This window comes from Chryseobacterium sp. WG14 (genome assembly GCF_024586945.1).
In the GTDB taxonomy this organism is placed as follows: Bacteria; Bacteroidota; Bacteroidia; order Flavobacteriales; family Weeksellaceae; genus Chryseobacterium.
Genome location: NZ_JALCZD010000011.1, coordinates 57,485 through 71,254 on the forward strand (window position 1 = coordinate 57,485; position 13,770 = coordinate 71,254).

A 13,770-nucleotide genomic window follows, 5' to 3' on the forward strand; every position below is an offset into this window, starting at 1 on the left:
AACATACCTATGAACGAAATAGAAAAGAAAAAAATAAGTAAATTTTTAAGCCTTATTTTGAGGCATCAGCCGGAAAGCATTGGTTTGCAACTTGATGAAAACGGATGGGCTCACATAGGTGAGCTGAGAGAAAAATCGGCAAAAAAAAGAATATATTTTACACCCGAAGAATTAGATGAGGTAGTAGAAACCAATAATAAAAAAAGGTTTGCCTTTAACGAGGATAAAACCATGATCAGAGCAAGTCAGGGGCATTCTATTGATATAGATCTTGCATTGGAAACCCGTCAGCCTCCTGACTTTTTATACCATGGTACGGCGGAAGGCAATATTTCCTCCATTTTAGATAAAGGGATAGAAAAAAGAAGCCGTCAGCATGTTCATTTAAGTGCTGATAAAGAGACCGCTATAAAGGTAGGAATGCGACACGGAAAACCTGTTATTCTCACCATCAGAACCGGAAAAATGCATGAAGACGGATTATTTTTTTATCTTTCGGCTAATGGAGTCTGGCTGACAGATTTTGTAGAGGCAAAATACATTTCAAAATAAAAATGGGAAGAACATTAGTGATAGGGGATATCCACGGAGGGCTTAAAGCATTACAGCAGGTTTTTGAAAGGGCAGAAGTCATGGATGATGATCAGCTGATCTTTCTGGGTGATTATGTTGACGGATGGAGCGAATCTTCACAGATTATCCAGTTTTTAATTGAGCTTTCGAAAAAGCAGAAATGTATTTTTATCAAAGGGAACCATGATGCCTGGGCTGAAGACTGGCTTTCTGCGGGAACCGGACCAGAGGTCTGGCTTTTCAATGGCGGACAAAGTACCGTAGAAAGCTACGCAGACTTTTCTCACCAGGATAAAAAAATTCATCTTGATTTCTTTCGGGAAATGAAAAATTACCATGTGGATAGTCGAAACCGTCTGTTTATTCATGCAGGATATTCTTCTATGCACGGGCCCGAAAAGGAAGTGTATTCCAGCAATTACAGATGGGACAGAACCCTGTGGGAGACTGCGGCAGCAATGGATAAAAAACTGTCAAAAAACTCAGAGCTCTATCCTAAAAGACTGCTTTTATATCATGAAATATTTATAGGACATACTCCAACACTTTATATTGGAAGTAAAACACCTGTCAATAAAGCCAATATATGGAATATGGATACCGGAGCCGCTTTTACAGGTGCCCTATCTGTTATGGATATTGAAACTAAAGAATGCTGGCAAAGTGATCCGCTTCCATTGCTATATCCTGATGAAAAAGGAAGAAACGTATAAAATTAAAAGATGAATAAGATGTTGTCTGCAATCTAACCTCACAGGTATACAAAAAGTATGAGGTTTTAATTTTTTATGGCTGTTTTTACTTAATCAACAGGGTCATTTTTGCCTTTTTACTATTTTGCTTTTCTGCCATAATCATATTTAACTAATTTTAGGCCGGAAAATAAAATATCAATGAAACTGAAATACCTTTTACTCACCTTAAGTTCCAGCTTAGTCTTTGCCCAGAAATCTTTTCAGACTCCTTTTGAAAAAGGAAATGGAAATCAGACGGTTACCTATGACGAAATGAATACCTATTATCAGGATCTGGCGAAGAATTTTAACACCATTCAATATCTTAAAAAAGGAGAAGATGACAATGGAAAACCTATTTATGTCGTGGTATACAATCCTTTTGCTGAAAAAGATGTTGAAAAACTGAGAAAAGATAAAGCAATTCTTTTTGTCAATAACGGAATTCATCCCGGAGAACCGGATGGAATAGATGCTACGATGATGCTGATGCGTGATTTGGCAACAAAGAAAATTAAAACACCACAAAATTTTATCATTGCCGCTATTTCTGCCTATAACATTAGTGGAATGCTGAACAGAGGCTCTTATTCCAGAGCCAATCAGAATGGCCCGGAACAGTATGGCTTTAGAGGAAATGCAAGAAACTATGACCTTAATAGAGACTTTATCAAGGCAGATTCTAAAAATGCAAGAAGCTTTCAGGAAATCTACCAGTGGCTGAAACCGGATGTATTTATCGATAATCATGTGAGTAACGGAGCAGACTATCAATATACATTTACCTATATTTCTACTTTTAAAGAGCGCCTGGGAAATACCCTCGGAACCTATTTTTACAATGATTATCAGGCTAAAAACCTTAATGAGATGAAAAAGTTAGGCTATGAAAGCACCCCTTATGTGAATATTCACGGGGATGTTCCGGAGGTGGGCTTTGCTTCTTTTGAAGACTCCCCGAGATACTCAACGGGGTATACCTCTTTGTTCAATTCATTGGGAACAGTTCCTGAAACCCATATGCTGAAGCCGTATGACAAAAGGGTAGATGCCACTTACAAGTATATGCTGGTTAATCTGGAGAACCTGGATAAGGATTATAGTAAAATAAAACAACTTCGTTTGGAAAACCTGAAGCAGTATCGGGCAGGCAAACCATATGGAATCCGTTGGAAAATAGATTCTACAAAGTTTTCTACCATGGATTTTAAAGGGTATGAAGGAAAATATAAACCCAGCGAAATTTCTGGGAAACCAAGACTGTATTATGACAGGAACAAACCTTTTACAAAGAATATAAAGCTGTTTACCACGGCAGTTCCTACCGGTTACATTACAATTCCCAGGTATTATGTGATTCCACAGGCTCAATATAGAGTCATTGAGGAATTTAAAAGAAATGGAATTCAGATGAAGCCGCTTCAGAAAGATAGTACTATAGCAGTAGAGTCTTATAAGATTAAAGATTTTAAAACAGTTAAAAATCCTTACGAAGGACATTATCTTCACTATGAAACGACTGTAAAAGCAGCAGAGAAAAAACATACTTTTTCTAAAGGTGATTATTTAGTTTCTACCAATCAGCCTGGTGTGAAGTATGTTATTGAAACCCTTGAACCTGAGGCGTTAGACTCGTTTTTCAACTGGAATTTTTTTGATGGAATCTTAGCTCAGAAAGAATACTATTCAGCCTATATATTTGAAGATACGGCTGCAGAGCTGTTAAAGAAAGATAAAAATCTGAAAGACGTCTTTGACAAGGCAAAATTATCAGATAAAAAGCTTTCTGAAGATGGTGAAATGCAGTTAGACTGGGTCTATAGACATTCACCTTACTTTGAAGAAAAAACATTCAGACAGTATCCTATATTTAGGATTGAATAAATTAAATTTTCAATGATATAGTTTATTATTTGACTAATTTTCAACATTTTTGGTTAATTTATAGGATTTTGTTTTGTTTTTTAGTTTAAAGATAAATATTGTTTAAATTTGAATTGATATATAAATAAAAAACAATGAAACAAATTTATCAATTATTAGCCATGTGTTGTCTTATACCTTTAGGGATGTCAGCACAGTACTCCCAAAGTTTTGATTCGGCTACCATGCCGGCAGATTGGACCATAATAAACGGAGGCGACTCTGAAACCTGGATTACAGCGAATGCTTCTTCTCCATCTGCATTTGCTCCATATTCAGGAACACATTTCTTAGGGTTGAAATATGGAAGTACAGCACATGATGATTATGCTATTAGTCCTGCTATTCTGGTGGTAACAGGAGTGTCAGACAAACTTTCTTTTTGGGCAAAAAACAAAGGTGCCTCACTTGCAGAGACTATTGATATCAAAATATCGACAACGGATCCTACGGCCGCTGCCTTTACAGATACTTTAGCAGCCTCAGTAAAACCGCCTACTACCTGGCAACAGTATACTTATGATTTGACCCCTTATGTTGGGCAAACAATTTATATTGCTTTTTATTCTTCTACAACGAATATCTGGTATATTGGGATAGATGATTTTGAAATTTCCACCAATAATCTAGGAATTTCGGAAGTAAATTTAAACAAAGCATCTATCTATCCAAATCCTGTAAAAGATGTTTTAAACATTAGTAATAAAAATAAAATGTCTGAAGTAGGCATATATGATTTTACCGGGAAATTGCTCAAAAATGAAACTGTAAATTCCGAAAATGCAAGACTATATGTTAATGATCTAGCAACAGGAAATTATATATTGAAAATTAAAGAAGGAGTGGCTGAAAAAAGCTATAAAATTATTAAGAAGTAATCTTACTTTTATTAAAAATAAAAAAGACGTTTCAGCCAGAAACGTCTTTTTTTTATTTTGGAAGACCTCTTTGTAAGGCCAGTTCTGCTCTTTTAACGGCTAACTTTTCTTTCCAGTCCATATATTCTTTTTTGAAATTGGACTTCATGATATCATCAAATTTACGCTGTACCGTAAGATTCCATAAAGAATGTGCCTTTACAGCCCATGATTTGTCCCATGCTCTTAATGAAATAGAGAAACTTCCGTCCAGATATTTCATCCAATGCCACCATCCTGTAGGCATAAAGAGTGTATCCCCATGCTCCAGGAAACATTCAATACCTTCTACGCCCTCCAGTGCCGGAAATTTGGTGAAGTCCGGATTTTCAATATCATAATCTTCCAGGGCATAAGTTGCATACGGAATTTGGTATAGCCTTTCTTTCCATTTATAATCGAAAAGAAGAATGTGTTTCCTTCCATTAAAGTGAGTATGGAAAATATGGGCCATATCAATATCGAAATGAAGAAAGGTTTCAGAACCTTTACCTCCAAAAAACATATTGGGATATTTATCTAAAAAACCACCCATTAGTTCTTTAGGTGAAATATAATCTTCAAGAAGGTTAGGGGCAAATTTTATCGGATCAAAAAGGAAAATTCTAAGGTCGGTAGGTTCCCTCTGAATAAGATCTATATAGTCTCCAAACTTCATCTTTGCGGCGGAAGAATTGATTGGGGCAGAAGGATCTGCTTTTGAACTGTCATATAGCGGAACTTCCACGTCTCCTACAACCTCCTTCATATATTCCATCGTCCATTTTTGGTACGCCGGCCATTTTTTTGCCATATTCTTGATGACAACGGGCCTTCTTGGCTTTAGATACTTTTCGTAGAATTCCTCTTTGGAAATGTCATCTACAATATCTATAGGCTTTAAATTTATTCCCATTATGTAAATTTTATATTACAAAATTATTAAATTAAAGTATAATGAGAAGACTAAGAAAATTTTTTTTATCTATGATTGAAATTATTTTCAGCTGTTTAGACTAAATAAAAATAGCAAAATGCCATTTAATACCTTTTTATTAAACTCTTTTCAAAAGACATAAATAAATTGTCCTATAAATAATCACAGGGCAATAAAATACAAATAAAATGAATAAGAGTTCATTCCTACATCTAATATATCTCTTTTATCTTACAAACAAAATGATATAAATATTAATAAAATATTTCAAATTTTGTAATAATATTATTTTAATTATGATAATAGAAATTATAATTTACTTTTAATATTCAAATATGAATAAGAGTATAAATTTATTAATCCAAAAATTAAATGGATGTATTATTGAAATATTTATAATCTGTGGTTGGCTTATCTCTTTTTCTATCCATTTGATAATGTGGTTTTAAGAATAGGGCATTTTTTGCTTCAGCATTCTTATCCATGAATATCTGGATTTTTAAATGCAAAGGTATTTATCTTGTTAAAATATAACTATATTTGTAGTGATATGGATTTAACTTTTCGGTTTAAAAATGATCTTTATGAAAAGTGTAACGAAATTCAACAATGATTAACTAATTGGGTAAATACATAAGTATGAAAAAAAATATTTCTTTATTTTTGATGATCTTTATTTCTGTGTTCACTTTTGCACAGAAAACGGTGTCAGGAAAAATTACCGATGACGATGGAGTAGCCATACCAAGCGCAAGTGTAACCATTGAGGAATCGGGTAAAGATGCTATTCTGGCATATGGGATCACCAATTCTAAAGGAGAATATAAAGTAACATTTACCTCTGCAGAATCTAATGTGGATCTTAAGGTGAAAGCGTTTAACCAAAAACCGGTTACCAAACAGATCAGCAATACCGACCAGAACCTGAGTTTTAAAATGCAGTCGGAGGCTACAGAAATCAAAGAAGTGCAGCTGAAGACAAAAATGATCACCGCCAGAGGAGATACCATTTCTTATGACCTTAAAGCTTTTAATAGCAAAAACGACAGAACGCTTGCGGATGTAATGAAAAAAATCCCGGGAATTGAAGTCAATAAAGACGGGACGATCCTTTATCAGGGAAATGCGATCAATAAATTTTATGTCAACGGAAAGGATTTAATGGAGGGTGGATATGGAACCATCAACAATTCACTTCCCAAAGATGCCGTTCAGAAAGTGGAAGTTCTTGAAAATCACCAGCCGGTAAAAATTCTTCAGGATAAAGTCCCTTCCGATCAGGCAGCCATTAATATTAAGCTTAAAAACTCTGTAACCATGACCGGAAGAGGAGAGGTGGGAACAGGTTTTGGAGATCCCTGGCTTTGGAATGTAAAGCTGACTCCCATGTTTTTCGGCCAGAAAAGCCAGTGGGTAGTCAATTATAAAACCAATAATATGGGGGAACAGGTGGAAAATGAAGGAAATATTCTCGCTTTTGGAAGCGGATGGGAAGGAAGAAGAAGTAATATCTCACAAAACAACTGGCTAGATGTTGAAAATGCCAGCGTTCCTGATCTTCCGGTAAAAAGATATCTGATGAACAGTGTTCACTACCTCTCAGCGAACTACCTAACCAATATTGATAAAAAGAAGGAATGGGAACTCAAAGCCAATGCAAACTATACTAACAATGCGGTGGAAAGAGAGTCCAATAGTACCATTACAGATATCCAGCAGGGAACGAAATACAATACCAAATTCCTGAACAACTTCTATACAGATAAAGTAAAAGGAGAATTGATATTTACTAAAAACGCTAAAAAAGGATTCTTTAAAAATACAACTACATTTTCTCAATTCTGGAATGCCGACAGAGCTTTGGCAGAAAGAAGAGGAAGCATTGGAAATGAAGCATTGGAATCTCCAACTTCATCTTTTCAAAACTCTTTAAGTACGATTATTCCATGGAAAGAAAAAATGGTGAATTTTAAGTCTTATATCAGTTATCAGGATGACAAGCAGATCTTAGAAATTTCTCCTGCTGAGTATCTGCAGTTTCCCTACAAAGTATCAGATACTGCTCAGTTAGCTACCATTAAATTTACTCCAGGAAGTACAGCTTTACAGTATTTTAGAATTAAATCTTTAGATACATCACATTCTGCAAATATCAGTTTTTCAACAAAAGGCTGGACTTTTACTCCACAGGTGGGAATTGATTTTTCAACAGATAGGCTGACTACAAACTTCGATGGAATTACTGATGATAATAAACCGGATTTTACAGGTTTTGCCTATGAAAATGATCTGAAATTCACGAAAATCAATCCAAATGCATCCGTAGGGATTAATTATAAATCTGAAGCCTGGAGCTTATTTGCTAATTTCCCTGTTAACTTCAATAATATTAAAGCTGAAGATGCATTCAGAAATGTTTCAAAATCATTAAATAAAACAACATTTACCCCTAATGTCTTTGCTCAATATTCTTTTGCTTCATTTTTTAAAGCAAGCTTGAACGGAAGTATCAGTAATAATTTTGGAGATATCCAAACCGCTTATGCAGGATATATTTTAACCAGCCCAGGTGGATTTAATGTAATGAACCCCAAAAATCCAATACCCCAAACGACGACAAAAAGTGCAGGAGCAAGATTAGAGTATAGAAATCCATTAAACAATATTTTCTTTAATGCAGGATACAGATTAAGTGATGCTAAGAACAACCTGTTGGCCTCAAGTGCAGTAAATGAATTCGGATTCAGTGTTATTGAATATATTGAAAGCGAGAACAAAAGAACAAACAACAGTTACTATGCAGAAATTGGAAAGTATTTTCCTAAATTTAAAACAAATGCTTCCCTGAACTATAACAATACAAATTCAAAGTCTCAGTCAAGAAGAAATGAACAGGACATTAATACCAGAACTGACGGAAATACATTAGGATTTAAATTAAACAACACCTATTTTTCGTGGATGAGTTTCGATTTTAATATGACAAAATCATGGAATAAGCAATCCAATGGTATTATTCAGGATGATCTTGGAAAAACTGAGGGGTATACCCATAATTTAAATGTGTTTTTCTATCCGTTGGAAAATCATACCATAGGCTTCTATTGGGATCAGATTAACTCAAAATTAGGACAGACCAAATTAAATAATGGCTTTTTTGATGTCTCTTATCAGTTTAGCTGGGCAAAGAAAAAAGTAGACTTCGAACTAAAGTGGATGAATATTGGAGACAGAAAAGTATTTGAAAGGATCAATGTAGGGGATGCAACGATTACACAGACTACAATGCAGCTCCGCCCCAGCCAGGTAATGTTTACAGTAAAATTCAACTTTAAATAAAGTAAAAACCAATCCGAACCGGATTGGTTTTTTGTTGAGATATACTGAAGTATTAAAAGCTTTGCTGATCTGCAGACGGACCGTAGCTTCCGGGAAGAGGAATGTTATTGAGCCTGTAATAAACTCCCAATTGTGCCCGGTGATGAGTAATCTGGTTTAAAGCATGACGGATCGCTCCATACTTGCTCCAGCTTGCCAGTTCATGCCCGTCATTTTTAATCGTCCAGCTTGGATTTAATTGGTCTTCGGAAGCATTTTCTAAAGCTGCTTTTCCGGATTGATAATCGTGATCAAGTTTCTTTAAAAGATCCTCTTTTGTGGAAAGAACAGTGGGCTGGTATCCTCCCTTGGCAAAATCCAGTTCCGAAGTGTTTAAAATAGTATTTGGCCATTCAAAAACTTCCACAAGATGTGTCGCAAGAGGCATCATTTTCATACTTTTTTCATGAGGAGCATAATCATTTTTCCCTTCAGGAAAGAGTTCAATGAATTTTTTTGTTGTTTGAAATTCTCCCTCCAGTTCGGATTTTAATTGTGATAAAGTGTCCATAATATTTTGGTTTTTAGAATATTAAAGATACTTCTTTTAAAACTTGAAATGTTTTAACAAAATCATAATTTTTATAATTTGCCTTTCTGATCAGGCGAAAATTAACCCTCATGAAAATAAAAATGAAGAAAAACTGTAACAAAAGTTCACATCCGATTACTAATTAATAAACTTGATTAAAATGAAAAAGCTATTTTCCATATTCTTTATAGCTCTTTTTGCAGCAGCAAGTGCACAGGAAACAGCTAACCGGTTCTTTTATGAGCTTACCTTTAAGCCCAAGAAAGATTCTGCAAAAATGGATAAAGTGATTACTATCCTGGATATTACAGATAAAAACAGATCTGTTTATCAGGATTATACCGTTATTGCACAAGATTCTATTATGAAAATAGAAATAGAGGCAATGCAGAAGGCCGGGACTATGAAAGACCTTTCAAAAACTATTAAAACGCCAAAGATTTCAGCAAGGATATATAAAACGTATCCAGGTATGGGAATTCAGTATGTTGACAAAATTGCAAATGGTTTTACACCTACCAATATTGGATATAGTGAAAACTTAAAGTTCAACTGGAAGATTCTTGGCGACAAACAAAAGATAGGTGAGTACAATACTCAGAAGGCCACTACAGAATTTGGAGATAGAAAATGGACGGCATGGTTTACAACAGATATTCCTTTCCAGGACGGACCGTACAAGTTTTATGGTCTTCCAGGGCTTATTGTAAAAATAGAAGATTCAGAGAAAAATTATTCATGGGTATTACAGGGGAATAAAAAAGTGAAAGATTATACAGAGTTCTCTTACATTGAACATTTGATGCAGGCTTCAGGAGGAAAGGTTAAAGATCTGCCTAGAGAAAAGTTTGAAAAAACATTCAATGATTTTAAGAAGGATCCTTTTGCTTCTGTAAGGCCAATGATTACCCAGGAGATGATGTCTAAAACAATTCCGGGTATGGACGGGACTATTGGAGACATGATGAAAAAGCAGGAAAAACAGTATAAAGACTTTTATAACGCCAATGATAACCCTGTGGAGCCTCCTTACACTAAATTAAGCGTAGGAGCTGTAGAAAAAGCAGAAAAATAAAAATCAGAACAGACTTCATATCAACTAAATTATATTCAAATCAACCCAGATACAGCAATGTATTTGGGTTGATTTCTTTCATATCTGTTGTTATTTAGATTAAATTTAAATAACGTATATTTGCAACACTAAAAATCAGGCTTTGAAAGAGAAAGGATTACATAAATTAAGTGGATTTCCCAAAAACAAAATGGGGAAGATATTGGGCTATGATAATGACCATCTGAAAATGCCCAATAAAATCATTGAAATGGGGCTTCTTCCAGAGACCTTTTTCAGGATTTTGTATCAGGCTCCATTCAATGGGCCAATGTATGTAGAGTTTGGAGTAGAGAAAAGCCGGATTGCTCTTCGTGAGGAAGAAGGAGATTACATCATTGTTGAAGAATTGAATTAATGCAGGCAAACAAGAAAAAACAAATACTTTTAGTAGGAAACCCGAATGTAGGAAAATCTACGGTTTTCAATACACTTTGTAATAAAAAGCAGAAGACCGGAAATTATGCCGGGGTAACTGTTGCCAGTTATTCCGGGAATTATACCTATAAAAATGAAGACGTTGAGGTAGTAGATCTGCCCGGATCATACAGCGTGTATCCAAGTTCTGAAGATGAGGCTATTTTTTCAAAATATCTTATCGATGAACAGGAAAACTATGCCGGAGTTGTTTATATTCTTGAAGCTTTAAGTCTGAAAAGAGGCCTTCTTTTGTTTCAGCAGATTCAGGATCTCGGCGTTCCCATGATTCTGATTGTCAATCAGATTGACCAGGCGGAAAGAAGAGGGATTAATATAGATATCCAACAGTTTTCCAAAGCCTTAGGTATTACGATCATTCAGACAAATGCCAAAGAACATATTGGTATAGATGAAGTAAGAGAAGCCGTTTACAATAACCAATTTGTAAAAGCAGATAAGATTTCATTTGAAACACCGAACGAACACAGGGATTTTATACGGAAACTGGCTTCACATAAAGGTTTTGATAACGAATATAAAGCATGGATGAGCCTTTCGTTAGGTACAGACCTGGGAAGAATAGAATCTGTAATGGATCAGCTTAATGAAGCAGATTCTAAAAGTTTGGTACCTAAAAGATTACAGGTTCAGGAAACAGTTAGGAGATATCAGAATGTAGATAAAATCTTAGAAAATGTAATTACTAAAAAACCTCAGTTCAAAGAATTGTTAACGGAAAAGCTGGATAAGGTTTTGGTTCACAAATTTTGGGGATATGTAGTATTTTTAGCCATTTTATTAGTTATTTTTCAAAGTGTATTTTTCCTGGCAGAATATCCTATGAACTGGATTGAGGAATCTTTCTCATGGCTTGCAGCCTTTACAGCGGAGCATCTTCCGGAAGGACCTGTCAATTCACTGATTTCAAACGGAATTGTTCCGGGTATAGGAGGAATTGTTGTATTTGCACCCCAGATTGGAATTCTACTGTACTTCCTTTATCTACTGGAAGATTCAGGATATATGGCAAGAGTAGTATTCCTGATGGACAGACTTCTGCGGCCATTCGGACTCAATGGGAAAAGTATTGTTCCGCTTGTTTCAGGAACGGCCTGTGCAATTCCTGCAGTGATCTCTACAAGGAATATTGAAAACGTTAAAGAAAGATTGCTGACTATCCTGGTGACTCCCTTTATGACGTGTTCTGCAAGGCTTCCGGTATACAGTATCATTATTGGGCTCATTATTTCTGAAGGAACATTTTTAGGGGTAAAATATAAGGCATTGGTGCTGATGGGGATGTATCTTCTGGGTTTTCTGGTAGCATTATTCTCTGCAGCCATTCTTAAAGGATTTATTAAGCATAAAGGTAAAACCTATTTGGTAATGGATTTGCCGGCTTATAAAAAACCGCTCTTCGGATATGATCTTAAGATGGTTTTAGGTAAAGTCTGGGACTTTATTACCGGAGCAGGTAAAATTATTTTCATTGTAAGTATCATTATATGGTTCCTAAGTTACTTCGGACCCAAACAACAGCCTAATGAGTTGGTAGCAACCAATGTAGAGCTCGACCATTCTTACCTTGCAAAAATGGGTAAAGGAATAGAGCCTGTCATTGCTCCGCTTGGATACGATTGGAAAATGGGAGTTGGAATTCTTACCAGCTTCGTTGCACGAGAGGTTTTTGTGGGAACAATGTCTACACTATACAGCCTTGAAGATGATGCTCCGGAAGTAAAAGTAATTGATAAGATGAGACGGGATGTAAAGCCAAACGGAGAGAAAGTTTTTAGCTTTGCTACAGGAGTTTCAGTACTTTTATTTTATGCATTTGCAATGCAGTGTGTTTCTACACTTGCAGTAGTCTACAGAGAAACCAAAAGCTGGAAATGGACCGGCTTTCAGGTAGTCATGATGACAGGTTTGGCATATTTTGTGTCGATGATAGCATATCAGATTTTAAAATAATGGATTCATCATTAGTTTTTCAATACGTCATTATCTTTGTAATAGTAGCATTTGCCTGTTACTCTTTATTTAAGATACTCAGAAAGAATTTTGCACCCAAAAAATTCAGTTCCAAAAGAACAAACTGTGATAAAGATTGCGGCTGTTCTTAATATTGAATTAAAATAATTAATTAAAAAAATGTAGTAAATTTATTTTTTTAATTTAAAAAATTCAGTTTGAAGCTTTCAAAAGCAATCTTTGTTTTCTTATTTCCTTTCTTTGCGTTCTATGGAAGAGCACAAAGCGATACCACGAATATAAAATCCTATACAGATCAGGTGATGATCCGTGCCAATATTGATACCAATATTGAAAGTTATATTTTTTCGCAGGGAGAAGGAAAAAATGAAAACCAAATGACATTTTCAATCAACAACAAAACAAGGACTTCCCTCTCGGTTGACTATAAAATAATAAGTGCTACCCTGTCTTTTTCACCCCATTTTATTTCAGGCAATAACGATGATGAGCTGAAAGGAAAGAGTTCTTATACAGACTTTAGCTTACGGCTATTTCCCAAAAAATTTATTCAGACCCTCTACTATAAAAACGTAAAAGGATTTTATCTGGAAAATATGAAAGATTTTCTTCCCGGCTGGCAGGAAGGGAAAGATGCATATATCCAGTTCCCGGACTTCAGGGTACAAAGTTTCGGAGGATCTACCGCATATGTTCTCAATGAAAATTTCTCAGCCAAAAGTATCTATACCCAGGGAGAATGGCAGAAAAAAAGCAGTGGCAGCTGGGTTCCTTTCCTGGACTATGATATAAGCCTTTTTACCAATATAACAGATGGGCAGAAGAGCAAAGAAATCCAATATAAAATCGGAGCCAATATGGGATATTTCTACAATTGGGTGATTGGTAAAAAGGTGCATATTGCTCCCTATTTAGCATTAGGCCTCGGTGGAAAATTCTCCAGTTATTATGAAAACCTGAGTGATAAATCGCGGGTCAATGCGCAGTATGTAACCATAAGGATGGAAGGAGGACTTCATATAGGATACAATACAGACCGCTTTTTATTCGGAGGAAAAATGAATTTCAGTGCCTATGCCTATGATCAGAAAAATAACCAGACTGTGGAAAATAATAACCTCTATGGTCTGCTGTATATAGGGTATCGTTTTGCCCCTCCGAAAGTTGTAAAAAACACCTATGATAAAATTCAAAAAAAGATTCCTGTTTTATAAGTTCAAGAGTCTTTTAAGTATCTTTGCGTAGAAAAATATAGAAAGAAAACAATCAAA

General features: G+C 35.3%; 11 protein-coding genes. 9 read left to right on the forward strand and 2 right to left on the reverse strand.

The features are described 5' to 3' along the window. Positions 1-9: 9 nt before the first annotated feature. The 4 genes from MP478_RS17040 (at position 10) to MP478_RS17055 (ending at position 4,108) form a co-directional block, all read left to right on the forward strand. A complete protein-coding gene (locus MP478_RS17040) occupies positions 10-552 on the forward strand; it encodes an RNA 2'-phosphotransferase (protein ID WP_257201131.1) in 543 nt (180 codons plus the stop codon). A gap of 2 nt (positions 553-554) precedes the next feature. Further along, positions 555-1,286, forward strand: coding sequence for a metallophosphoesterase (locus MP478_RS17045; RefSeq protein ID WP_257201132.1), 732 nt, complete (start codon positions 555-557; stop codon positions 1,284-1,286). A gap of 180 nt (positions 1,287-1,466) precedes the next feature. Beyond that, positions 1,467-3,191, forward strand: coding sequence for a hypothetical protein (locus MP478_RS17050; protein ID WP_257201133.1), 1,725 nt, complete (start codon positions 1,467-1,469; stop codon positions 3,189-3,191). 134 nt (positions 3,192-3,325) lie between these two features. Then, a complete protein-coding gene (locus MP478_RS17055) occupies positions 3,326-4,108 on the forward strand; it encodes a T9SS-dependent choice-of-anchor J family protein (RefSeq protein WP_257201134.1) in 783 nt (260 codons plus the stop codon). A 52-nt stretch (positions 4,109-4,160) separates the two neighbouring features. On the opposite strand, the gene MP478_RS17060 is transcribed toward MP478_RS17055, so the two are convergent. Beyond that, the gene (locus MP478_RS17060) at positions 4,161-5,042 is read right to left on the reverse strand and encodes a cupin-like domain-containing protein (protein WP_257201135.1); all 882 of its coding nucleotides are present in this window, start codon (positions 5,040-5,042) and stop codon (positions 4,161-4,163) included. A gap of 660 nt (positions 5,043-5,702) precedes the next feature. Between MP478_RS17060 and MP478_RS17065 the strand changes: the two genes are divergently transcribed. Continuing rightward, on the forward strand, positions 5,703-8,402 hold the full coding sequence (locus MP478_RS17065; protein WP_257201136.1) for a carboxypeptidase-like regulatory domain-containing protein: 2,700 nt from the start codon (positions 5,703-5,705) through the stop codon (positions 8,400-8,402). Positions 8,403-8,454: 52 nt separating this feature from the next. On the opposite strand, the gene MP478_RS17070 is transcribed toward MP478_RS17065, so the two are convergent. After that, positions 8,455-8,952, reverse strand: coding sequence for a DinB family protein (locus MP478_RS17070; RefSeq protein ID WP_230033049.1), 498 nt, complete (start codon positions 8,950-8,952; stop codon positions 8,455-8,457). A gap of 181 nt (positions 8,953-9,133) precedes the next feature. On the opposite strand from MP478_RS17070, the gene MP478_RS17075 reads away from it, so the two are divergent. The 4 genes from MP478_RS17075 (at position 9,134) to MP478_RS17090 (ending at position 13,713) form a co-directional block, all read left to right on the forward strand. After that, positions 9,134-10,048, forward strand: a complete 915-nt coding sequence (locus tag MP478_RS17075; protein WP_230033047.1) for a GLPGLI family protein — start codon at positions 9,134-9,136, stop codon at positions 10,046-10,048. Positions 10,049-10,190: 142 nt separating this feature from the next. Further along, positions 10,191-10,445 carry a FeoA family protein gene (locus tag MP478_RS17080; RefSeq protein WP_257189515.1) on the forward strand — a complete coding sequence of 85 codons (255 nt, stop codon included), beginning with the start codon at positions 10,191-10,193 and terminating at the stop codon, positions 10,443-10,445. After that, complete coding sequence (feoB, locus tag MP478_RS17085; protein ID WP_257201137.1) at positions 10,445-12,478, forward strand: ferrous iron transport protein B; 2,034 nt, start codon at positions 10,445-10,447, stop codon at positions 12,476-12,478. Before MP478_RS17080 ends, feoB begins: the two co-directional genes overlap by 1 nt. Before the next feature lie 218 nt (positions 12,479-12,696). Further along, positions 12,697-13,713, forward strand: a complete 1,017-nt coding sequence (locus MP478_RS17090) for a DUF4421 domain-containing protein (protein WP_257201138.1) — start codon at positions 12,697-12,699, stop codon at positions 13,711-13,713. Positions 13,714-13,770: the final 57 nt, after the last annotated feature.

What these genes read in the sequence shown, in the direction of transcription:
- MP478_RS17055 (WP_257201134.1), top strand. Translation starts at nt 3,326, where the DNA reads ATGAAACAAATTTATCAATTATTAGCCATGTGTTGTCTTATACCTTTA.
- MP478_RS17070 (WP_230033049.1), bottom strand. Translation starts at nt 8,952, where the DNA reads ATGGACACTTTATCACAATTAAAATCCGAACTGGAGGGAGAATTTCAA.
- MP478_RS17065 (WP_257201136.1), top strand. Translation starts at nt 5,703, where the DNA reads ATGAAAAAAAATATTTCTTTATTTTTGATGATCTTTATTTCTGTGTTC.
- MP478_RS17060 (WP_257201135.1), bottom strand. Translation starts at nt 5,042, where the DNA reads ATGGGAATAAATTTAAAGCCTATAGATATTGTAGATGACATTTCCAAA.
- MP478_RS17045 (WP_257201132.1), top strand. Translation starts at nt 555, where the DNA reads ATGGGAAGAACATTAGTGATAGGGGATATCCACGGAGGGCTTAAAGCA.
- MP478_RS17040 (WP_257201131.1), top strand. Translation starts at nt 10, where the DNA reads ATGAACGAAATAGAAAAGAAAAAAATAAGTAAATTTTTAAGCCTTATT.
- MP478_RS17050 (WP_257201133.1), top strand. Translation starts at nt 1,467, where the DNA reads ATGAAACTGAAATACCTTTTACTCACCTTAAGTTCCAGCTTAGTCTTT.
- MP478_RS17075 (WP_230033047.1), top strand. Translation starts at nt 9,134, where the DNA reads ATGAAAAAGCTATTTTCCATATTCTTTATAGCTCTTTTTGCAGCAGCA.
- feoB (WP_257201137.1), top strand. Translation starts at nt 10,445, where the DNA reads ATGCAGGCAAACAAGAAAAAACAAATACTTTTAGTAGGAAACCCGAAT.